Here is a 23,279-nt window from a genome sequence, read left to right as displayed (position 1 = left end):
CCATCTAACGGATGTTTTGACATCATCGCTCTCATTCCTTTCAATAGCATTGAATTCGTTTTCAATTCTATTATAAAAGAAAAGACTGTAAACATCATCCAAAAAGGGACTTTGTCTACAGTCTGAGATCTCCTTTTTAGGAGGTCTTTTTTTGCTTTATAAAAGTAAGTATTTGTGAAAAAAATACAGCGAGTAGTAGCGTGAGTAACCAAATGAATGTTGGGTTTTATGGCGACTCATCCAGCTGTGAACAAGGCTGTTTTTTTCGAAAAAAAGTGAGAAACATTATCAATTAGATAACAACAAATCTTTTTTATGATAAAAAAATAAGAAAAAGATTATCTTGAACCGTTTTGATAATTTCATGAAATAAAAAACGTTATACGTCTAAAAGTTGATTTCAAAGGGTTAGCTTATAAAAAGAAAAGCCTTCAAATCATTTTCTTTTCATAACGATGTCTATTTGTTAAAAAATAAAAATAAAAGTCTGGCCGACCACTAAAACGTCTTTCACAAACTTGCAGATTGTGATATGATTTACCTGAACTTTGAGCGGCTGATTTGCTCACGTTCGAACAATTGTGAATGAGGAGGTGAAAGAAATTGACACAAATTCTTATACCATTAAAGCAACATGTCGGCGCTCCTTGTAAAGGCATCGTCAAAGCAGGCGAACACGTTGATCGTGGTCAACTGATTGCAGTTCCCAATGGTTTAGGTGCCAATATTCACGCAAGTTTTTCTGGTGTGATCGCAGACGTAGACGAGAACAATATCTCCCTTACGATCGATGATGCACAAGATTTCAAAAAATTCGTTCCCATCCCTGAGACCGAGACGAACATCAAAGCCGTCGAAGAAGCAGGGATCGTAGGAGCTGGGGGAGCTGGATTCCCAACTTTCTTAAAAATGGCGTGTGAAGTCCCTGATGGTCTATTCATCGCAAATGCAGCGGAATGTGAAGCGTTACTTGCCCATAACATCAAGCAAGTCGGTGAACATATCGATCAATTGATCCGCGGGATGCATTACTGCATGGAAATGACGCATGCTCCTAAAGGTGTGATCGCCATCAAAGGCAAACACCGCGAACTTGTGATGCGCTTATTGAAAGCCGTTGACGCTGAACCTAACTTGGAAGTGTATCAATTGCCAGATATGTATCCAGCCGGAGATGAACGAGTGATCGTTCGCGAAGTGATGGATATCGTGTTAGAACCAGGTCAGATCCCAACTGAGGTCGGCGCAGTCGTTGATAACGTGGAAACGATCAAACGAATCGTGGAAGCGATTGAAGATCGTAAACCTTTCATTGACAAAGATGTAACGGTCTCTGGTCGGGTCAAACAAAAAGAAACTGTTTTTGTTGATGTCCCAATCGGAACGCCAGCTAAGACATTGATCGATAACGTTGGAGGCTATGTTGAACCTCACGGCGAGATCGTGATCGGCGGACCAATGACGGGTCGTCACGGTGAAGAAACAACTCCGATCACAAAAGTTTCCGGCGGTGTTTTAGTTGCGATGCCGTTTCCACAAGAACATCGCAAAGTCGGATTATTGATCTGTGAATGCGGTGGTTCTGCTGAACGGATGACTGAGATCACCAACAACATGGGAGCCGAAGTTGTCGCAGCGGAACGTTGCAAACGAATGGTAGAAGTAAATGGAAGATATAGATGTGCCTTGCCAGGTATTTGTCCAGGTCAAGCTCAAACTGTGCTCTCGCTGAAAAAGCAAGGGGCAGAAGTAGTGATGACTGGATCTTGTTCTGATTGAACGAACACCGTCATGGGTGTAGCTCCTAGGTTAGGAGTTCCGGTTTATCATCATACAGATCATGTACTGCGGGCAGATGGTCACAGACTATATCGTAAATTACCTACAAAATAATCAATTTTACTATTAGGAGGAATTAACGAATGTCTATTACAGCAGAAACTGCTAAGGACCATGCTAAAGACCCTGCAGTATTATGTTGCCGTGCAGAAGGCGGCAAAGTAATCGCTCCAGATGATTTGGAAGATCCAACAATCTTCCCCGATTTAGAGGATTCAGGCTTATTAGAAGTTCCTGAAAACGTCTTAACAATCGAACAAGTATTAGGTACCACATTAAAAGAAACTACCGATGCGTTAGTCCCATTAACGACTGACTTATTAGATGGTGTCAAAGAAGTTGCGCCTGAGCCAGCTAAAGAAGAAGCGCCGGCAGAAGTTGCGGCTCCAGCAGCACCAGTCGCTCCAGCTCCAGTTGCACCAGTTACAGGAGTTGCGGGTCAGACAATCAAGATCCACATCGCAGAAGGTAAAGGAATCGACTTAGAAGTTCCAATGGCACTTGCTGGTCAAATGGGAGCAGCCCCTGCTCCAGCACCAGTTGCTCCAGCTGGAATCGAAGCGGCAGCTCCGGCACCAGAACAAGCTGGAATCAGTGAAACTGCAGTGGAAGAAAAAGTCATCCGTTCAGTCCGCCACGATCATTTGAAAATCGACAAAGTTGTCTTTGGCGATGAAACGAAGATCGAAGGGACTACACTGACACTTCGCAACATGAAAGAAATGTGTCAAGAAGCCGTTGACTTAGAAGAATTAGTTGAAGGGATGACGTTAGAGATTATTACACCAGATAAATATGGTGAGTACTCTGAAACGATCATGGACGTTCAACCAATCGCAGCTAAAGTCGAAGGCGATATCGGTCATGGTGTAACGCGCGTATTAGACGGCGTAGTCATGGTCGTAACGGGAACGGATTCAAATGGCGTTCAAATCGGTGAATTCGGTTCATCTGAAGGTGAATTGGATCAAAACATTATGTGGGGCCGTCCTGGTGCACCAGAAAAAGGCGAAATCTTTATCAAAACACAAGTAACGATCCGGGAACATGCCAACATGGAACGTCCTGGACCATTAGCCGCTCATAAAGTATCTGATTATATTACACAAGAAATCCGAGAAGCAGTTAAAGCTGCTGATGATTCATTAGTGGTCGACACAGATGAGATCGTTCAAAAACGTCGGATCGGCAATAAAAAAGTCTTGATCGTAAAAGAGATCATGGGTCAAGGTGCGATGCACGATAACTTGATCTTACCAGTTGAACCAGTGGGAACGCTTGGTGCAAAACCAAACGTTGACCTTGGAAACTTACCGATCATCTTAGCACCGACTGAAGTCTTAGATGGTGGGATCCATGCGTTGACGTGTATTGGACCAGCATCAAAAGAAACGTCTCGCCATTACTGGAGAGAACCACTTGTTCGGGCTGCGATGGAAGATGAAGAAATCGATTTAGTTGGTGTGATGCTAGTTGGTTCACCACAAGCGAACACTGAAAAATACTACGTTTCAAAACGTCTTGGAATGACGGTTGAAACAATGGATATCGATGGTGCCGTTGTAACGACTGAAGGCTTTGGTAACAACCATATCGACTTTGCTTCTCACATTGAAGAAATCGGTAAACGCGGAATCAAAGTTGTCGGCGATTCGTATTGTGCTGTCCAAGGTGCGCTTGTTGTAGGGAACAAACAAATGGGTGCCATGGTCGACAACAATAAATCAAAACAAGGGATCGAAAATGAGATCTTGTGTAACAACACATTATGTCCAGAAGATGCGATCCGTGATCTAGCGATGTTGAAAACATTGATGGGTGGCGGTGAGATCAAGACTGCTGAACGTAAGTGGAATCCAAATGTTAAATTGAACAATATCGAGATCATTGAAAAAGCAACAGGTCAAAAAATCGATCTAGTTGATAACGAACAAGTCTTGCCTAAGAGCAAGAAACGTCGTGAAATCTACGAAAAAGAAGACTAAGGTGAAAAATTATGGATGGAATCAATAAACTGAAATATACCTCGACCGAGCAAATGTTTGAAGGGATCCTCGTCGAAGTCCACGATGCGAGCGTGACGATCGATATCAAAGGACGGTTAGGTCAATTGAAAATACCAAGACGAATGATCATTTCTGAATATGATTTAGAGATCGGTCAAGAAGTTGGTTTTTTGATGACTTATCCAGAAGTCTTAGAAGAAGCACCAAACGAGCATTACGTCAATGCGATCTACGAACATGAGCGTCGCCGGAAATTAAATCAAAAGCGGCGCGAATCAGAATCAGGAGAGGAGAATTAACACATGGGCTTAACAGTCTTTGAAGGGTTACAGTCAGAGATCTTCGTGCCAATCACGCCGAAATCTGTCTTTACGCCGGTCAAAAAAGAGCTAAAAGAGATGCGTGTTGCACTTGCAACTGCAGCTGGTGTTCATTTGAAAACCGATAAACGGTTTAACTTAGCAGGGGATACGTCTTACCGTGAGATTCCAGACAAAACGCCAAGTAGCGATTTGATGGTTTCACATGGTGGGTACGATAACGCGGACGTCAACCGAGACATCAATGCGATGTTCCCGATCGATCGTTTGCATGATCTAGTTAAAGAAGGCTTCATCAAAGAAGCTGCTCCAATTCATTACGGCTTTATGGGTGGTGGGGGAGACCAAGATGCATTTCACGATGTAACTGGTCCAGAAATCGCTCAAAAATTAGTTGACGAAAACGTTGACGCAGTCGTAATGACCGCTGGTTGAGGGACCTGTCATAGAACTGCCGTGATCGTGCAGAGAGCTATTGAGGAAGCAGGGATTCCTACTATTTTAATCGCCGCATTACCACCAGTAGTACGGCAAAACGGTTCACCACGTGCTGTTGCCCCACGCGTGCCGATGGGAGCAAACGCTGGCGAACCTCATAATGTTGAAATGCAATTAGGTATTTTACATGATACACTTAAAAATCTAGTTTCAATCGAAACGCCAGGTAAGATCGTTCCGTTACCTTACGAATATATTGCACACGTTTAATTAGCTGTGACCAAAAAGCTTCGATTTGAAGCTTTTTGGTCCATCTGTAGAATAGGATGTGTAACTGATGCGAGGCGATACATTAAAAATCAAAGTTTTTCAGATGAACGACGTGACAGTTGGTCCGCATGTTCATTTGGAAGCTGATCATTTACAGATCAAAGACCACTTTGACAGCCAATGTGCTGAAATTGCTCGCCTGACGATTCGATTGCTCCCACCGCATCAACATGCTGTTGAGACCAATACCATCATGGATGTCATCCCGATTTCCACGAAGGTCTTGGGTGCGTTGGGTTCAGGGATCACGCATACTTTGACCGGTGTTTCAGTCGTTTTGACTGGAGCAATCGAAAATGGAGAACAAATGCATGAATTTGGTTCTTCTGACGGAGTATTGCGTGATCATTTAATGTTGAATCGACCAGGGACCCCGGCAGAAGAGGATTATATTATTTTGATCGACTTGCTGGCTAAAGAAGGAACGCCTTTTAATCGTGAGACGTGTCTGAAATTGTTTGCGATCGCCGATGAATACATCCAAGAGATCCGCGAACAACTGAAGCTGTTAAATGGTAATCAAGCGTTAGAGACCCATGTTTTTGAAGAAAAAGAAAATCCTGGCAAACCAAAAGTCGCGCTGGTCAAACAAGTGGCTGGTCAAGGTGCGATGTATGACATGTTGCTTTTTCCGAATGAACCAAGCGGATTTAAAGGCGGCGTTTCGATTATCGATATCAATAATATGCCAGTGTTTTTATCCGCCAACGAATATCGCGATGGTGCGATTCGTTCAATGGTTTAAAGAGGTGGTGACAGTATGGGAATCGGTCCATCAACTAAAGAAACATCGAAACATCATTTTAAAGATCCGTTAGTTGAGCTGCTAGGTAGTGATCCAGATATTGATTTTCAAGGAGTTGTCGTTGTCGGAACACCGCAAAGTAACGCCATGAAATATTTAGTTGGACAGCGAACGGCAGCTTGGTTAGAGGGGATGCGAACAAATGGTGTGATCGCGACAACAGACGGCTGGGGTAATTCCGATGTGGATTTTGCGAATACCTTAGAAGAGATCGGTCGGCGCGACATCAGCGTGATTGGTCTTAAGTTCATTGGTACACAAGCAAAGTTCGTGGTTGAAAACGATTACACGAACTTAGTGTTAGATTTCAATAAATCCAGTGCAGGAATCGAAACCGAAGTCGTTGGTGAAAATACGATCAATGCGCAAGACGCTGCCAAAGCGCTGGCAGCTATCAAGTTAAAGATGCGTAAAGATCAGCAACAAATCAGATAAATGGGAGGTACATCATGAAAGTATCAAAAGTGATCGCAGCAATCGACACACATACTGCTGGAGAAGCGGCTCGCTTGATTATTGGCGGGATCACAAAATTTCCCGGCAAAACGATGGCTGAAAAAAGAGAATATCTTGAAACCCAAGAAGATGATCTGCGGAAGATGCTGATGTTCGAACCACGTGGACATCATGATATGTTTGGCGCTTTTATTTGTGAGCCCGTTCATGAAGAAGCTGATTATGGAATCATCTTCATGGATACAGGCGGTTATTTGAATATGTGTGGCCATAATACAATCGCGGCCATGACCGCAGCAGTTGAAACAGGCTGGGTCAAAGTCAACGAAGGCGATCGCGAGATCAAAGTCGTTCAAGACACACCAGCCGGGATCGTTCACGGGACGGTCCATTTAGATGAAGATTATTCTGCTCAAGCGGTTTCTTTTGATAATGTGGAATCATTCCTTTACAAAGAAAACGTCAAAGTCGATGTGCCGGAAATCGGGGAAGTAACGGTCGATATTTCATTTGGTGGGAGCTTCTTCGCATTGATTCCAGCAGCGGATCTAGGGATCGATATCGCACCAGAAAACGCAACTAAGTTAACTGATGCTGGTATGAAGATCTTAAAAGCGGTCAATGAACAAATCGAGATCCAACATCCAACTTTGAGTCACATCAAGACCGTTGATTTAGTTGAGATCTATGGACCAGCTAAAAGTCCAGATGCAACGTATCAAAACGTCGTGATCTTCGGAGATGGCCAAGTGGACCGTTCACCTTGTGGCACGGGAACAAGTGCGAAGTTAGCTGATTTATTCGCAAAAGGTGAAATGAAAGTCGGCGATACATTCGTTTACGAAAGTATCATTGGTACGAAGTTCAAAGGCGAGATCGTTAAAGAAGCCGATATCGAAGGATACAAGGCGATCATTCCACGTGTGACTGGTTCAGCTTATGTCTCAGGTTTCAACACGTTCTTAGTCGATCCAAAAGATTCATTGAAAGATGGTTTTATTTTAGAATAAGCGGGTGGGCAAAAAGCTGCACCTTTACTTTCGGGCAGCTTTTTCGCCTCAAAGCTTTGAGGGAGGAAAAAAATGGTAGCAGCACTTTTAACGCTATTAGGCGCCTTAATAATTTATTATTTGTTTTATTTTATTCGCGATTTGGCCGCGACGCGTGGAAACTGGGGCGGCGGTAGCTACCTTGTCTCTGGAGCGATCGGTCTAGTTACCGACTTTTTGGATACGTTAGGGATCGGCAGTTTCGCACCAACCACGATGTTATTGGAATTTACGAAACAATTAGATCAAGACCGTCAATTGCCGGGGACGTTGAATGTAGCCCATGCGATCCCAGTCATGATCGAAGCATTTATTTTCATCACGGTCGTAAAAGTCGCGCCGTTGACTTTATTTGCTCTTGTTTTAGCGGCGATCATTGGTTCATTTATCGGTTCGAAAACGGTAAGTAAATTACCAGAGAAAAAAGTCCAATTTTATATGGGCTTAGCGTTGATCGTGACCGCGGTCTTAATGGCATTGCGCCAATTAGGCTTCTTAGATATGTTAGGAACAGGGAACACAGCTACAGCGTTAAGCGGTGGTAAATTGATCATCGGGATCGTCGGCAACTTTATTTTAGGGGCCTTAATGACGATCGGTGTTGGTCTTTACGCACCATGTATGGCGATGGTTTACATGTTAGGTTTAAACCCGCTAGTTGCAATGCCAATCATGATGGGATCTTGTGCTGGTTTGATGCCAGTTGCTTCTGCTAACTTCATCAAAGCAGGTGACTATGCGCGCAAAGTCAGCGTTGGGATCACGATCGGCGGAGTCATCGGGGTCATCATCGCGGCGAAATTTGTGACCGGCCTTGATATCAATGTCTTGACTTGGATCATCATTGCAGTCGTTATCTATTCAGGAATCACTTACTTACGTAAAGGGATGCGTCCTGCTTAAATAACTAAACCAACCATTTTCTTCTGCGGAAGGGAATGGTTTTTTTATTTTTTGAAACGCAATGTTGATCGCGGATTTGCTTTTTAGTCCAGCTTTTAGAAAATAAATTCGGTTATAGTTTGTGTTTTTGTCTGAAATCTAATACGCTAGAAGGAGAAGAAAAAATCAGTCAGAGGAGGCGCAAATGAAAAAGAGTTGGGTCATCGTTGGGTTAGCGATAGGGTTATTTTTTAGTAGTCAGTTAGCATCGGTTGAAAGTCAAGCCGGAACAAGTTCTGTTCAAGCAGTTTTTCCATTTCCGCAAGAGATCGATAATCAAGATCTGCGTTGGAGTTTTAAATTAGGGGAGTTAGTGATCAAGACTGACCAAGGATTTGCGAAGTGGCAACAGATGATTGCAGATCCGAATACTGGAAATGTGATCACTACCGCTTTGGAAAAAGCAGTTATCGGTAAAAATGTGACGCAAGTACCAGATTCGGCGTTTATCAGTTGCACCAATCTGCGCGCGTTGACGTTTGAAACAGGAACAGGTGCTAAAGCATTGACAATCGGCAAATCCGCTTTTCAAACGTGTACATTAGGTGATTTAGTGATTCCTGAACGCGTCGTGGCGATCGATAATTATGCGTTTAGTATCACTGGGATTCGTAAATTAAAGTTTGAAGGGCAGCCTCGTTTAGCAGAGTATGCGTTTACTAGTTGTCCGCTACTGGAGGAAGTCGATTTTGGAGCGATCACCACTTTGCCGCCGGGGATCTTTTTTATCAATTCACCACGTTTAGAAAAAGTGATTGCAAACCAAGTCACCGACTTTGGAAATTATGCGATCTTGAGTTCTAATTTACGGTATATCGAAATGGCACGCGACAAAAAAATCTCCATCGATTTGAATCAAACGTACCAGCAAGCTGAGATCTTTATCAAAAATCCGCAACAAATCGGATTGAAATTTGATGATTTGCGCGCGGCTGATTTTCAAAGCAGCGACCCTAGCGGGAAATTTGAACTGGATGCTCAAAGCGGCTATGTGATCTACACGCTTGGGACGCAAAAGGCCGTGACCATTACGGAAAAAAATGCGCCCTTTACGCCAGTGAAAGATATTACCGGTGTGCCTAGTCAATTGCGAGTCGGCGAAAAAGTAACATTGAATGGGCTGATCACACCAAATGATGCGACGAAACAGATGATCACGTGGCAGTTAGCCGACAATCAAGCCGAGGCGACGTTACAAAATAATCAAGTAACTGCTAAAAAAATGGGGACTCTTCAACTTGTGGCTACCGTGAAAAACGGTGCGACCCCGTTGGCTGATTTTACGAAGACTTTCACGTTAAAAGTCGTGGATGATGCCGCGACGTTTCCGTTGTATCGGTTGTATAATCCAAATTCTAGTGAACATTTGTATACGGTAAACGGCACGGAAAAAGACCAGCTCGTGAGTCTTGGCTGGCAAGATGAAGGCGTGATCGGTCAAGCGCCTTTTGAATCGGGAGCAGAGGTTTACCGTGTGTACAATCCTAATGCGGGCGATCATCACTACACCCAACAGGCTAGCGAGCGAGATCATTTAGTTTCTGTCGGGTGGCAAGATGAAGGCGTGGCTTTCCGTTCTGGTGGGCCGACTGACATTTTGCGCTTGTATAATCCTAACGCTGTAGCTGGCAGTCATCACTACACGCCGGCTGCAGCTGAGCGAGATCAACTCGTCAGTCTTGGCTGGCAAGCAGAAGGAATTGGCTGGCAACTGTATTAACTAGTAAAACCGGGAAGCGAACTAGCTGTTCGCTTCCCGGTTTTTGTGTTTTTATTAAAAGTAACGTTAAGTCGTTACCGCTCCAGCTGATTTTGGTTTGATGGGGGTGATTTGAAAAAGTTGGAACGTGGGAGCGCCTTGTTCCTGGTGATACAAAGTGCCAGGGATCTGACTGACACTACTGGCTTGCACGTAAGCTGCGCCATCGTTAGTCATTTCCAACTGCCACGTGCCAGCCGGGCTGGTGATAGTGGCACAAAACAAATCGGTCCCGTTGACATCGATCCAGCCTTTTTTAGTCGTCAAGGCGACGGTGAGGCTGTCTGGTTCAAGCGCATATGTTTGTGCGAAATAGCCGGTGATTCGATTGATGATCACCGCAGTTTTCAAACTTTGCGCGTTAGGTTGATTAGACTTAGCTGGATTCAGTTTGGTGACATTTTTACGGACGTGGGCGAGTTGCTCTTGCGTGACGGAAAAAAGATCAAAGGTTTGAGGCGCCGCATTGACATTTAATGGATCAAATACTTTACACGTGCCATCGGGATGGATCTCCACGGCCCAACGTTTATTTTGGGTGGTGATGACTTGACCGCCTAAGAGCGTTTGGCCGCGAACGGTTTGCCAAGTCGGCGTTGCCGCATCGAGAAAAACTAATTTTTCAGGCTCAGCGATTTGAAAAGCGGATTGATTGGCAAACCAGGCAATGACGCGCCGCTTGACCTCAGCGGTGGAGAGATCGGTTTGGGCGTTCAATTTTTTTTGTGGCTTCGGCTTCTTTTTTACATGAGTCGCAGAACGAGATGTTTGCTGGGGCGCGTGGCTCGTTGGTTTACAGCCGCTTAATAAAAAGAGGCTCAACAGACACACACCGACGATGAGTTTTCGTTTCATATTGTTCTTCTTTCTCCAACACACTCGTTGGCTGGGGATTCGTTTCTTCAAGCCTAGCGTAGTTGAACTTGGAACGCAACTATTGGCTCCTTTATTCAGCTGGTAAACATGAGGCTCACACTTTAAAAAAAAGCGCCTTCTACCGCAAAGATTAAAGCTTTTTTAGAACCGCTAAAAAATGTTTAAGTAAGATAGTGAAATGTTTCGATAACTGGTATAATAGGCGTGCTGGAAGGAGCTGTATACATAATGGAACAGATGGAAACGATGGAACAATTGATCGTCTGCGGCGGTTGTAACGCGAAGATCGGTCCAGGTAATTTGGGTGAATTGTTAGCCGATTTGCCAAAAGTTGAACATAAAGATTTATTAGTCGGATTTGATTCGACCGATGACGCAGCGGTGATCAAGTTGCGGGATGACTTAGCGATCATTCAGACGTTGGATTTTTTCCCAACGATGGTCAATGATCCGTATTTATTTGGTAAGATCGCAGCGGCCAATGCGTTGAGTGACGTTTACGCAATGGGCGGGCAAGTGTTATCCGCCTTGAATATCGTGGCCTTCCCAGAAGAGAAAAATTTGACTATTTTAAAAGAGATCTTGCGCGGCGGTGCGGAAAAAGTGCAAGAAGCTGGCGCGATTTTAGCCGGTGGGCATTCGATCCACGATCATTCTGTTAAATACGGTTTATCGGTGACCGGGACGATCGACCCTCACAAGATCTATCAAAATAATACGTGTGAAGTTGGCGATCACTTGATCTTGACGAAACCACTTGGCGTCAGCATCATCACCGTGGGCTATAGCGCCGGTGAGATCAAGGAAGCGGATTTTTTGCAAGCGACAGAAAGTATGCAGACGTTAAATAAATACGCGATGGATATCATTCGCGAGTATCCTATCACGAGTTGTACCGATGTGACAGGCTTTGGGTTAGCCGGACATTTACATGAAATGTTGAACGGGCGTTTTTCAGCGGAGATCACAGCGACCCGCTTACCGTATTTTGAAGCGGCCTATCAAGGGGCGAAAGAATTTATTTTGACCGCTGGTGGCCAACGCAATCGGAATTATATGGAAGCTAAAATGGATTTTCAAATCAATGATTTCGGCTTTGAAGAATTGCTGTTTGATCCGCAAACATCCGGCGGCTTACTGGTGAGTGTACCGGCTGAAACAGCAGCTGAATTATTGGAAAAATTACAAGCGGCTGACATTTCCGCGCAAGACTTCGGTGTAGTAACGGAAAAACAAGCCAAAGAAATTATCGTGAAAGGGTAGTGACGAAGATGTATAAAATCAACGCGTTAGGGCAAGCTTGTCCGCTTCCAGTGATCGAAACGAAAAAAGCGTTGCGGGAAAACGACGCGGTGGAAACGGTCGTGGACAATGAGATCGCCACCCAAAATTTGAAAAAGATGGCCGAGCAGCTGGGTTTGATGTATCAAATGAATAAAGATTCGGACACACATTTTACCGTCGTCATCTCAAAATCGACCGTCCCGATGGAAAAAATCGTCAAAGAAGAGCACCATCATGACAAAAGCACGACGGATTATATCGTGGTGATCGATACGGATGTGATGGGCCACGGCTCAGACGAATTAGGGAAAAATCTCTTGAAAACTTTTATTTATTCGTTGACTGAACAAGATGTTTTACCACAAAAAGTGATTTTTTATAACGGCGGCGCGCCACTTGTGGCAGAAGGCTCCGATGCGTTAGAAGATCTTCAAACGTTAGCCGATCATGACGTTGAGATCTATGCTTGCGGTGCTTGCTTAAATTATTTTGAGTTAACCGACAAAGTCAAAGTCGGAGAAGTCACCAATATGTATCGCATCGTGGAAATGATGCGTCAAGCGCCGCGGATCGTCCGACCATAAAGGAGAAAAGCTGATGCAAACGTATGGGATCGTTTTATTTTATTCCACGCGTGAAGCGATGAAGGCAGAAGCGCTCTTAAAAGAAAAAGCCCAACTAAACGTACGGATCATTCCGACCCCGGAGACGATCCACGCTAGTTGCGGCTTTTCTTTGAAATATCAGTTAGCTGATGAAGCGCAACTCGTGGAATTGTTGCACCAAGCCGACATCAAGCGCGAAGGGATCTACACTGCGACCCGCTATGGGTTAAAGACGCAGTATCAACTAAGAGAGGAACTTTAGATGGCAAATATCGTTATTGGAACGGCAGGACATATCGATCACGGGAAAACCACGCTGATCAAAGCGCTGACCGGAATCGAGACAGATACTACCAAAGAAGAAAAAAAACGCGGCATGTCGATCAATTTAGGCTTTGCTTATTTAGATCTGCCCAACCACAAACGCGTGGGGATCGTGGATGTGCCTGGACATGAAAAATTCATCAAAAATATGGTGGCAGGATTGCCGGGGATCAATTTAGTTTTACTCGTGATCGATGCAGCAGAAGGAATCATGCCGCAAACAAAAGAACACATCGACATTTTGACGCTTTTAGGGATCAAAGACTTTTTGATCGTCTTGACGAAGATCGATACTGTCGACCCCGAGCTAAAAGAATTAGTCGTCGAAGATATCCGAGAGCAACTGCAAGATACGCCACTAAAAGATGCGGAGATCATCGAAACAGACGCAGTGACGGGCACCGGGATCAACGAATTATTGCAAAAGATCACCGCTTATTCAGAAGAGATCGCTGAAAAAACCAGTCATGGCTTAGCACGTTTGAATGTCGACCGCGTGTTTTCGGTCAAAGGTTTTGGCACAGTGATCACCGGCACTTTGTTAGATGGGCCAGTCAAAGTCGGGGATGAATTATACCTCTATCCCAATAATCAAAAAGTCCGGATCCGCAATATCCAAGTTCATGAACAAGATGTCAAAGAAGCATTGCCCGGGCAGCGGACGGCGTTGAATCTAGCCAACATCACCACTGAAGAGATCACGCGAGGCGATGTGTTGTCACTCTCTGAAAAGCTGCAAGATACGTGGATGTTAGATGTCAAAATCAAATGTCTGCCAGAAACAGAAGGCGGCATCGGCTTATGGGATCGGGTTCGGTTATTGATCGGAACGCGCGAAGTCATGGCGCGGACAGTCCCACTGGGAACGGATTTTATCAAACCGGGAACGGAAGGCTTTTTGCAATTACGTCTCGAAGATCAAGTGGCAGTCAAAGAACGGGATCATTTTATTTTGCGGACGTATTCACCCATGAGAACCATCGCAGGCGGTGAAGTGTTAGATGCGGCACCAAGTAAGCATCGCCGGTTCAAAAACGAGATCTTAGAAAGTTTGAAAGCCAAAGAAGACGGCAGCATCGACGAGATCATCACCGATTTTATGGCGAACAAAAAACAACCGTTCACGACGCCAAAAGAGCTGCAAGAATATTTAGGTCTGGACACGTCAGAATTGCAGCCGCTGTTAGCTGAAATGGTAGAATCAGGCCAGCTGATAGAGACGAAAGCAGGTTTGATCCATCAGTTGAGTTATCAAAAATTGACTGAACAAGCGCGCGCGATCTTAGACGAGTACCATAAAAAATATCGGTTGCGTAACGGGATGCCTGCTGAAGAATTTCGCTCACGTTTGCGGGGCCATTTAACAGAAAAAGAATTGTCCGCGTTGTTGCGTTTATTGCGCCACGATGAACAGATCAAAGAAGCCAATAACCAAATCGCGCGCTTTGATTTTGTGGTGACTTTCAATCAATATCAAATCGCCGCCCAACAAAAAATCGAGCAGGCTTTACAACAGCAAAAATTCACGCCAGTCAAAAAAGAAGAACTAGTTGGATTAGATAAAAATGCTTCGGAAGTTTTAGAAGCGTTGAACGGCAAAACGGTGACTTTCTTGACCCATGAATACGTGATGCTGACGAAGACGTATGAACAAGCAGTCCAACTGGTGCAGCAAATGATCACGAAAAATCAACAAATGACGTTAGCGGACTTCCGGGATCTGACAGATTCCAGCCGGAAAGCTTCGATGTTGATCTTAGAGTACATGGACAAACAAGAGATCACAAAGCGCGTGGAAAATTATCGGGTCTTAGGGAAAAAATCGGAGGCGAAGTAAGATGGCGATCTATTTAGATAATGCCGCCACGACGGTCCAAAAACCGCCAGCGGTAGCCCAAACAGTCTATGAGATTTTAAGTGCAGAACAATATGGCAATCCTTCCCGCGGCGCTCACGGGTATTCACTAGCAGGCTATCATCAGTTAGAAGCGACCCGTACCGCGGTGAAAAAATTGTTTCAAGCGCCGGCTACGTATGAAGTAGCCTTTACAAACAACGCCACCGTCGCATTAAATGAAGTTTTGAAAGGCTTGATCAAACCCGGCGATCATGTGTTAACGACTAGTTGGGAACATAATTCAGTCTTACGGCCGCTATATCAATTAGAAGCGCAAGGCGCGATGTTGGATTTTATTTCTAGTGAGCCTTTGACCGGTCAGTTGCGATATGCTGAATTGGAACAAAAAGTCCGGCCGGAAACTCGAGTCGTCGTCTGCAATCACGCCAGCAATGTGACCGGCAACTTGTTAGACTTAGACTTAGTTAAAACATTTTGCCAACAGCATGGCTTGTACTTAGTGTTGGATGCGTCTCAAACCGCGGGAGTCGTCCCACTGGATCTAAGCGATGACGTTATCGCGGCGGTTTGTTTTACCGGCCACAAATCATTGTATGGTCCGGGGGGGACTGGAGGAGCGATCGTGCGCAAAGATCTGCCGCTTGTACCCGTTTTAACTGGTGGCGATGGGATGCGTTCATTTTCCCACACGCAACCGCCAGAATTACCGATCTTATTAGAACCGGGCACGGCCAATGTCGCTGGTTTAGCTGGCTTGCGAGCGGGTGTGGACTATGTTCGTACGCACTTTGAAACGATCCAGCAGACCCAAACAGAACTTGGCGCTTATTTTTATGCCGGCTTAAAGCAGATCCCTGGCTTGACGCTTTATGGCGATTTTGACCAGCCGCGAGTCAATGTGTTTGCGGTGAATTTAAAAGAGGCGGATTCCGCGCTCGTCAGTGATCTATTGTGGGAAGAGTCTGAGATCGCGACTCGCCCAGGTTATCACTGTGCGCCTTTGATCCATGAAGCATTAGGCTTGAAACAACGCGGCGCGGTCCGTTTTTCACTTTCGAGTTTCACGACTAAAGAAGATCTTGCAGCAGCACTGCAGGCCTTAAAAATCCTCAGTGGCAGCTAGAAAGGAATGTTATGGCAAATCCGATCCAACAAATCTTAGCCCAACTACCCGCCGTTGATGAATGTTTAAAATGGGAAGCGTTGCGCACCGCAAGTGAAACGTATTCCCACCAACAGCTGAAAGACGCGATCCAAACTGTTTTGAATCAGACGCGGCAACGAGTTTTAGCTGGTGAACTCGACCAATTACCCGCTCAAACTGTCATCGCGGCAACTATCTTAGACTGCTTGCAAGCTGCGCAAAAATTTTCATTGCAACGAGTCATCAATGGGACCGGCACGGTGCTCCACACGAATTTAGGTCGCTCGGTTTTAAGTCCGGCGGTGCAGCAGCAAGTTGAACAAACTGCGTTTCATTATTCTAATTTAGAATTTGAACTAGCAACGGGCAAACGCGGCTCACGCTATGAGCATTTGACCAAAGTGATCCAAACGTTGACTGGTGCCGAAGATGTGCTGGTGGTCAACAACAACGCTGCGGCGGTCTTACTCGTCTTAAGTACGTTAGCCCCGCAACAAGAAGTGCTCGTTTCGCGGGGGGAATTAGTGGAGATCGGCGGTGCATTTCGGATTCCTGAAGTCATTACAGCAGCTGGTGGCGTGATCCGCGAAGTCGGCACTACTAATAAGACGCACTTGGCAGATTACGCGGCGGCGTTTACCGATACGACTGGTGCGCTGTTGAAAGTCCACACTAGCAACTACCGAATCGTCGGCTTTACAGAAAGTGTTCCCCTGCCAGAGCTCGCTGCTTTAGCCAAAGAAAAAGCCGTGCCATTAGTTAACGACCTTGGCAGCGGCTTGTTGTTAGATATGCGCCGGTTCGGTCTACCTTATGAACCGACTGTGAAAGAATGTTTAGCACAAGGTTGTGATGTGGTGACGTTTAGCGGGGATAAACTACTAGGCGGTCCTCAAGCAGGGATCATCGTCGGCAAACGGGTCTTCATCGAGCAAATGAAAAAAAATCAATTGCTACGGGCACTGCGGATCGATAAAATGACGCTCGCCGCTTTAGAAGCGACCTTGCAATTGTATCTCACAGAAGACGTAGCATTAAAAGAGATCCCAGTCTTAAAAATGTTGGCACAAACAGCTGAAGAGTGTCGCCAAAAAGCCGAACACTTGGCGACCTTGATCAAACAAGCTCAGCTGAAGTTGTCAGTGACTGTTAGTCCAGACACGAGTGCAGTTGGCGGTGGTTCGTATCCTGAGCATCTTTTGCCAACTTTTGTGGTGAGCCTTGAAGCGGATCAAACGGCAGAAAAACTGCAAACACTCTTACGCAGTGGTGAGTTACCCATCATCAGCCGGATCAAAAATGAACGCAACTTGTTAGATGTGCGCACGATTGACGAAAGTGAATTTGTGCCGCTAGTTGCTCAGTTGAAAAAAATCATGAACGAACCCGATCTTTAACCAAGCTTGGCTGGTAAGCAGCAGGTCACAGTTAGCTCAGCTATTGATAATTGTCAGTTGTTACAGTTTAACTAAAAGGAGACCGACGATGAACATCCTTTCGTACGAAGCGCGCTATCAAGATCAAGTCACCGAACTGATTACTACGATCCAGCAACAAGAATTTGGGATTCCCATCACATTAAATGATCAGCCAGATCTAAAGACGATCCCACAAAGTTATCAAGCAACAGGTGGAAATTTTTGGGTCGCGCTCGACCAGGAGAAAGTCGTCGGGACGATCGCGCTGATCCGCATCAAACACGACAATGGTGTGTTGCGTAAAATGTTTGTCAAACCAGCTTACCGCGGAAAAGCACAAGTCGGGCAAAAATTATTGGCAACCTTAGAAAATTTTGCCCGCGAAAATGGGATCAAAACGCTTTATCTTGGGACGATCACAACTTTTGCGGCGGCACTGAAGTTTTATCAAAAACATGGTTTTGTCGCCAAAACGTTGGCGGACTTTCCGGCTGATTTCCCACAAGTCGGGGTAGATAATGTATTTCTAATGAAAAAATTGACGGATTAAAAAAGCGCCGCACCAGTGAAGAACTCATCACTGGTGCGGCGCTTTGTTTTAGCGAATGATCATCACGGAGATCGGTGCGTATTTTGCCATGTAGGCAGCTTGCGAACCGAAATATTTAGTGATGCCTTTTTTTGATTTGGAACCGACGATCAATAGATCAGCGCCGGTGTGGGGAATGATCCGTTTGACGATCGTCTCGCCGGGGTCACCTTCATCGATCACGACTTTGACATCGGTGAGACCAAAATCTAAAGCTTGCTGGCGATACGTTTCGATCTCAGTTTGTAACTCGGCTTTTTTTTGATTGATAAAATTTTGATCAAGTGCTTGGTAGACATTTAAATTTTGTTTTTCAAAAATCGAAATGATGTACAGTGCAGCGTGTTGTTTTTTCGCTTCTTTCAATGCGTAGTGAAACGCGATTTGTGCATCTTCTGATTGATCGACCCCGACTAAGATCTTTTGAAAATCCTTTTCCGTTACTTCCATGGTTAGAGTCACCCCTTTGATTTATTCGTTTGGATCAGCGATTTTTTCAGTTGCAGCTTTTTCAGCTTGTTGTAAAGCATAGCGTTTATTTCCACGATACAACTCATACGTCGTCCAAGCAAGTAAAACGAGTACCGCAACGATCAAGACATAGGCGATGTTATGGGCTAACAGTAATTGGCCGTGACTAGGGTGATCCCCGAAAAAGTCTTCCATTTGATTAGGCAAGCCGCTCAAGTTCAAATACGTCAAGGCGATCACAGATACCCAACCTAAAGCTTTGATGATGATCGTATTTTTGAAACGCTCGCCCATCTCAGCTGCGCTATCAGTCATCATGAGTAGTGGCAACATAGAAAATGGTAACGCAAAGGCTAAAAAGACTTGTGAGTTGTTCATCAAATTGTTCAACGCTTCATGTTCAGCAATCTCACTTTTCCCGCTGGTCCACATGACACAAAGTAACACGGGCACGACCGAGATCAAACGTGTCACTAAACGGCGCAACCAGATCGGCATCCGCATATGAACGAAGCCTTCCATGATAACTTGTCCCGTCAATGTTCCGGTGATCGTGGAGTTTTGACCAGAAGCGAGCAGTGCAACGGCAAACAAGGTGGACAGCACGCCGGTCTTGGCGACACTGCCTAAGATCCCGTTACTCAACGTGTCAGGATTTGACAACGCTTCATATAAACCGAAAAACGATGGATCTTCCACGGTGCCGCTTTTGAAAACGGCGACGCCCATAATGAGGAGCAAGGCGTTGACGACAAATGCCATCGACAATTGAATGTTTGAATCCCACGCAGTAAAGCGGACCGCTTGGGCAACTTCTTCTTGGTCGGCGTGATTGATCTCCCGCGTTTGGGAAATAGCCGAGTGCAAATATAAATTATGGGGCATGACGGTCGCACCGATGATCCCCAGTGCACCCGTCAACGGTGTTTGCCCGCCGATCTGTGGGGACTTAGCAAATGTTTGTCCGGTTGGGATAAAGCCTTTGAACATTGCGCTCCAATCAGGATTTGACAGTGCGACTTGATAAATAAAGACAAACAAAATGACAAAGATCAAACACACGACGATCGCTTCGATTTTTCGGAAGCCGACTTTGGTCAACAATAATAAGAGCAAAACATCAAAAACAGTGATAAAGACTGCGATGATCAACGGAATGTTAAATAAAAGATACAGCGCGATTGCGGCCCCGATGACTTCGGCGATATCTGTCGCCATGATCGCTAACTCAGTTAAGATCCATAAAATGATTCCTAACGGGCGACTCGTCCGGGCGCGGATCGCTTGGGCTAAATCCATTTGTGTCACAATCCCTAGTTTTGCCGCCATGTACTGTAAGAGCATCGCGATCAAACTGGAAATCAAAATGACGGACATCAATAAATATTGGAAATTTTGACCACCGGTAATCGAGGTCGACCAGTTTCCGGGGTCCATGTAACCGACTGCTACGAGCGCGCCGGGACCGGAATAAGCGAACAACGTTTTCCAAAATCCTTTGCCTTTGGGAACTTTGACGGTTCCGTTGATTTCTTCTAAAGAAGGTCCGTTGGCATGTTCCAACAGCTTATGCTTGTGTGCTTCTTTCTCCTTCAAGTGAATCCCACCTTTTCTACTTTTCGAGGTTATTGTACACCTATTCGGTTAACTTGCAAAGTATTTTTATGGTTAGCCTAAAACTTAACAAATCGATTGTTGTTTATAAAGTTATTCTAATGTGATGAAACGTTTCTGGCAAATAAAAACGTGTCGCATTCCTAACTTGGCACTGAAAGTCAAAACTGTTTTCTTCTCACGAAAATGTTATGATAGAAAAAAGTAAAAGGAGGGATCTTGATGTCATTTGAAGCAGTCGAAACATTTTTGACCGAGGCGGGGTATGGTTCACGGATTAAAGTCTTTACGCGATCCAGCGCGACTGTAGCAGAAGCCGCTGAAGCGATCGGTTGTCAAAGCGCGCAAATTGCCAAAACATTGTCGTTTTTAGTAGCGGGTCAGCCGCTACTAGTCGTAACCGCTGGAGATGTTCGGATTCACAATCCAAAATTCAAAGCCGCATTCAAAAAACGTGGGCGGATGATCCCCGCAGCTGAAGTGGAAGAACGGATCGGTCATGCTCCGGGTGGCGTTTGTCCGTTTGCGGTGAAAGCCGGCGTCCCCATTTATTTAGATGAATCATTGAAGCAGTTTGAAGTCGTTTATCCGGCGGCGGGAAGCGATCATAGTGCGGTCGAACTCTCTCCGCAAGAGTTAGCGGAATTGGCGCAACCGGTGGGCTGGGTCGATCTTGGAAAAGAAGTGTGAGTCGAAAAAGTTCCACGTATGAAAATTTTTTTCAAAGGGGATTTTATAAGATGGATCGAGTAGGCGCTTTTTCATTTTCTACCAACTTTGTGCTAAAATCGAACTAAAAACTAAAGGAGCACACTATGGAAAGTTATATCTTATCCATTGACCAAGGTACGACCTCGACGCGCGCGATTATTTTTGATAAACATGGACAGCAAGTCGCTAGTTCGCAAAAAGAATTTCCCCAATATTTTGATCAAGCCGGTTGGGTGGAACAAGACGCAAATGAGATCTGGAATTCAGTCCAATCTGTGATCGCCGGCGCATTGATCAATAGCGGCTTAAAGCCTGCTCAAATCGAAGGCATTGGTATCACCAATCAGCGAGAGACGACCGTGATCTGGGAAAAGCAAACGGGACAACCTATCTATCGGGCGATTGTGTGGCAATCTAAGCAGACCAGTGCCATCGCAGAAGAATTAAAAGCACAAGGCTTGCAACAGCTGATCCAACAAAAAACTGGCTTGTTGATCGATTCTTATTTTTCAGCGACGAAAGTCAAATGGATCTTAGATCACGTAACCGGCGCGCGGGAAAAAGCCAGTGCCGGAGAATTACTGTTTGGGACGATCGACACATGGCTTGTTTGGAAATTGACCGGGGGCAAGGTCCACGTTACCGATTATACGAATGCGAGTCGAACGATGCTGTTTAATATTTATGATTTGGATTGGGATCAAGAGATTTTGGATTTGTTGGCGATCCCGCGGGCGATGTTGCCTGCAGTCAAATCCAATTCAGAAATTTACGGGACGACAGAAGATTATCATTTCTACGGCAATCATGTACCCATCGCAGGCTTAGCCGGTGATCAGCAAGCAGCACTTTTCGGTCAATTAGCTTTTGAGCGGGGTATGGTGAAAAACACGTATGGAACCGGTGCTTTTATCGTGATGAACACGGGGCAAGAAGCGATCTTATCCAACAATGGATTGCTGACAACGATCGCGTATGGTTTGAACGGTGAGATCACGTATGCGCTAGAAGGCAGTATTTTTGTCGCGGGTTCGGCGATCCAGTGGTTGCGAGATGGGTTACGGTTGATTGATCACGCGGCAGATTCTGAAACATTTGCGGCAGCTGTGCCCGATAGCGACGGGTTATATATCGTGCCAGCTTTCACTGGACTAGGCGCACCTTATTGGGATCAAGAAGCACGAGGCGCGATTTTTGGTGTGACGCGGGGAACGAAAAAAGAGCATTTCATTCGCGCGACGTTAGAAGCGTTAGCCTATCAAACTACCGATGTCGTCAAAACGATGGCCAAAGATTCCCAAACGGAAATCAAATTATTGCGCGTGGATGGCGGTGCAGCGAAAAATGATCTGCTGATGCAATTTCAAGCTGACATTTTACAAACGCCGGTGGAACGCGCGCCATTTTTAGAAACAACAGCATTGGGTGTCGCCTATTTAGCCGGGCTGGCAGTCGGTTATTGGCAAGACATCGCTGAGATCAAACGCTTCCGCAAAGCTGGAACGCGTTTTGAACCCACGATGACACCAGAAAAAACAGCCGCACTTTATGCAGGTTGGCAAACAGCAGTCAAAGCTACGATGCAATTCAAATAAAATAATTACTGATACGAAAAAATGGGAATCCCACCTGACGCAGATCGGATTCCCATTTTTTATGCTTCACTTGTGAGGCCTTGAGGAAAACGCAGTAGCGTCACAGCTAGTAAAATGGTGGGCAAATACAAACACAGCAATGAAAGTCGCTGCCATAAACCGCGAGTCGTTGCAAACCAAGTGCCAATGCCGGGCAAATAGTAACTGGCAAATAAAATCAACGTCACCAAACTACCAATAAATAAACTCAGATACAGATAGGTCCAACCTAACTGATTTTTGAGGTAAGCTAAGCCAGCTAGTAACAATGGGACGGTCATCATTGCCACCATCGCAAGACCCGAACAAGCGGCGTGGAAAAAATAGGCGGGACTAAAAAAACTTGCTTGCGGACTGATGGAGACGAGACTGCTTAAAATACAATCACCCAAACCGTAAAAAGCAATCGCGCCTCCTAACCAGCATCCTAAGCGAGGTAAATGAGAAAAGGATCGCCACATAGCTATCCCACCTAAGATAAATAAAGTACCGGTAATCAGTGAGCCGTGATTGAACCAATTTGCTACGGGACTTTCGGTTTCTCCTAATTGACTAATGAGCATCGTCATTTGCCGGTAACCTGGATAAAATTGTCCTAACAAGTAAGGCAGTGACGCATCCCCTAAAGCGGCCGCGATCAAAAAATAAGGACCACAGCGTTTAAAAATCGTCATGTTAGCTACTCCTTGTATATTGTATTTAGGGTTTTAATCTTCACGATTTGTAAGGACAACCCTATGAACCTGTGTTATTAAATTTGGTATTACCTCAGTAGCTCTGAGATAATATAGATAAGGATTGAGAGGT

General features: G+C 45.2%; 22 protein-coding genes. 18 read left to right on the top strand and 4 right to left on the bottom strand.

Annotated features, from left to right (window positions below; all coding sequences use genetic code 11):
* The first annotated feature begins 603 nt into the window (after window positions 1-603).
* From prdC to GVJ38_RS13000, 9 genes are all read left to right on the top strand, one after another.
* The gene (prdC, locus tag GVJ38_RS13040) at window positions 604-1,893 is read left to right on the top strand and encodes a proline reductase-associated electron transfer protein PrdC (RefSeq protein ID WP_268839991.1); all 1,290 of its coding nucleotides are present in this window, start codon (window positions 604-606) and stop codon (window positions 1,891-1,893) included.
* Window positions 1,894-1,922: 29 nt separating this feature from the next.
* Window positions 1,923-3,824 carry a D-proline reductase (dithiol) proprotein PrdA gene (prdA, locus tag GVJ38_RS13035; RefSeq protein WP_159723599.1) on the top strand — a complete coding sequence of 634 codons (1,902 nt, stop codon included), beginning with the start codon at window positions 1,923-1,925 and terminating at the stop codon, window positions 3,822-3,824.
* 11 nt (window positions 3,825-3,835) lie between these two features.
* On the top strand, window positions 3,836-4,144 hold the full coding sequence (locus tag GVJ38_RS13030; RefSeq protein WP_159723597.1) for a CBO2463/CBO2479 domain-containing protein: 309 nt from the start codon (window positions 3,836-3,838) through the stop codon (window positions 4,142-4,144).
* Window positions 4,145-4,147: 3 nt separating this feature from the next.
* On the top strand, window positions 4,148-4,873 hold the full coding sequence (gene prdB, locus GVJ38_RS14410) for a D-proline reductase (dithiol) protein PrdB (protein WP_159723596.1): 726 nt from the start codon (window positions 4,148-4,150) through the stop codon (window positions 4,871-4,873).
* 67 nt (window positions 4,874-4,940) lie between these two features.
* Window positions 4,941-5,678, top strand: coding sequence for a proline reductase cluster protein PrdD (gene prdD / locus GVJ38_RS13020; RefSeq protein ID WP_159723594.1), 738 nt, complete (start codon window positions 4,941-4,943; stop codon window positions 5,676-5,678).
* A gap of 15 nt (window positions 5,679-5,693) precedes the next feature.
* Window positions 5,694-6,173, top strand: a complete 480-nt coding sequence (locus GVJ38_RS13015) for a glycine/sarcosine/betaine reductase component B subunit (RefSeq protein ID WP_159723592.1) — start codon at window positions 5,694-5,696, stop codon at window positions 6,171-6,173.
* 14 nt (window positions 6,174-6,187) lie between these two features.
* Window positions 6,188-7,204 carry a proline racemase family protein gene (locus GVJ38_RS13010; protein WP_159723590.1) on the top strand — a complete coding sequence of 339 codons (1,017 nt, stop codon included), beginning with the start codon at window positions 6,188-6,190 and terminating at the stop codon, window positions 7,202-7,204.
* Between the two features lie 72 nt (window positions 7,205-7,276).
* Window positions 7,277-8,146: a sulfite exporter TauE/SafE family protein gene (locus tag GVJ38_RS13005; RefSeq protein WP_159723588.1), complete on the top strand. Its 870-nt coding sequence runs from the start codon at window positions 7,277-7,279 to the stop codon at window positions 8,144-8,146.
* A gap of 184 nt (window positions 8,147-8,330) precedes the next feature.
* A complete protein-coding gene (locus tag GVJ38_RS13000) occupies window positions 8,331-9,905 on the top strand; it encodes a leucine-rich repeat protein (protein ID WP_159723586.1) in 1,575 nt (524 codons plus the stop codon).
* 66 nt (window positions 9,906-9,971) lie between these two features.
* Here GVJ38_RS13000 and GVJ38_RS12995 read toward each other — a convergent pair whose 3' ends face one another.
* Entirely contained in the window at window positions 9,972-10,799 is an 828-nt protein-coding gene (locus GVJ38_RS12995) for a hypothetical protein (RefSeq protein WP_159723585.1), read from the bottom strand.
* 258 nt (window positions 10,800-11,057) lie between these two features.
* Here GVJ38_RS12995 and selD point away from each other — a divergent pair, with 258 nt between their 5' ends.
* From selD to GVJ38_RS12960, 7 genes are all read left to right on the top strand, one after another.
* The gene (gene selD, locus GVJ38_RS12990; RefSeq protein WP_159723602.1) at window positions 11,058-12,083 is read left to right on the top strand and encodes a selenide, water dikinase SelD; all 1,026 of its coding nucleotides are present in this window, start codon (window positions 11,058-11,060) and stop codon (window positions 12,081-12,083) included.
* 8 nt (window positions 12,084-12,091) lie between these two features.
* A complete protein-coding gene (gene yedF / locus GVJ38_RS12985) occupies window positions 12,092-12,688 on the top strand; it encodes a sulfurtransferase-like selenium metabolism protein YedF (RefSeq protein WP_159723584.1) in 597 nt (198 codons plus the stop codon).
* Window positions 12,689-12,701: 13 nt separating this feature from the next.
* Window positions 12,702-12,971 carry a DUF3343 domain-containing protein gene (locus GVJ38_RS12980; RefSeq protein WP_159723583.1) on the top strand — a complete coding sequence of 90 codons (270 nt, stop codon included), beginning with the start codon at window positions 12,702-12,704 and terminating at the stop codon, window positions 12,969-12,971.
* Window positions 12,972-14,870 (top strand): selenocysteine-specific translation elongation factor, encoded by a 1,899-nt coding sequence (selB, locus tag GVJ38_RS12975; protein ID WP_159723582.1) that lies wholly within the window; start codon window positions 12,972-12,974, stop codon window positions 14,868-14,870.
* A gap of 1 nt (window position 14,871) precedes the next feature.
* Window positions 14,872-16,014 carry an aminotransferase class V-fold PLP-dependent enzyme gene (locus GVJ38_RS12970; protein WP_159723581.1) on the top strand — a complete coding sequence of 381 codons (1,143 nt, stop codon included), beginning with the start codon at window positions 14,872-14,874 and terminating at the stop codon, window positions 16,012-16,014.
* Window positions 16,015-16,025: 11 nt separating this feature from the next.
* Entirely contained in the window at window positions 16,026-17,432 is a 1,407-nt protein-coding gene (gene selA / locus GVJ38_RS12965; RefSeq protein WP_159723579.1) for an L-seryl-tRNA(Sec) selenium transferase, read from the top strand.
* Between the two features lie 88 nt (window positions 17,433-17,520).
* Complete coding sequence (locus GVJ38_RS12960) at window positions 17,521-18,003, top strand: GNAT family N-acetyltransferase (protein WP_159723577.1); 483 nt, start codon at window positions 17,521-17,523, stop codon at window positions 18,001-18,003.
* Between the two features lie 48 nt (window positions 18,004-18,051).
* On the opposite strand, the gene GVJ38_RS12955 is transcribed toward GVJ38_RS12960, so the two are convergent.
* Window positions 18,052-18,492 (bottom strand): universal stress protein, encoded by a 441-nt coding sequence (locus GVJ38_RS12955; protein WP_159723575.1) that lies wholly within the window; start codon window positions 18,490-18,492, stop codon window positions 18,052-18,054.
* Between the two features lie 21 nt (window positions 18,493-18,513).
* Complete coding sequence (locus GVJ38_RS12950; protein WP_235032898.1) at window positions 18,514-20,109, bottom strand: Nramp family divalent metal transporter; 1,596 nt, start codon at window positions 20,107-20,109, stop codon at window positions 18,514-18,516.
* Between the two features lie 240 nt (window positions 20,110-20,349).
* On the opposite strand from GVJ38_RS12950, the gene GVJ38_RS12945 reads away from it, so the two are divergent.
* Window positions 20,350-20,817 (top strand): YbaK/EbsC family protein, encoded by a 468-nt coding sequence (locus tag GVJ38_RS12945; RefSeq protein ID WP_159723573.1) that lies wholly within the window; start codon window positions 20,350-20,352, stop codon window positions 20,815-20,817.
* A 125-nt stretch (window positions 20,818-20,942) separates the two neighbouring features.
* Window positions 20,943-22,433, top strand: coding sequence for a glycerol kinase GlpK (gene glpK, locus GVJ38_RS12940; protein WP_159723571.1), 1,491 nt, complete (start codon window positions 20,943-20,945; stop codon window positions 22,431-22,433).
* Between the two features lie 59 nt (window positions 22,434-22,492).
* Here glpK and GVJ38_RS12935 read toward each other — a convergent pair whose 3' ends face one another.
* Entirely contained in the window at window positions 22,493-23,146 is a 654-nt protein-coding gene (locus GVJ38_RS12935; protein ID WP_159723569.1) for a DUF998 domain-containing protein, read from the bottom strand.
* Between the last annotated feature and the right edge of the window lie 133 nt (window positions 23,147-23,279).

Source organism: Enterococcus sp. CSURQ0835 (assembly GCF_902706605.1).
GTDB lineage: Bacteria > Bacillota > Bacilli > Lactobacillales > Enterococcaceae > Enterococcus_A.
Note: the sequence above shows the minus strand (reverse complement) of the source record. Positions and strands in the feature narration are given on the sequence as shown.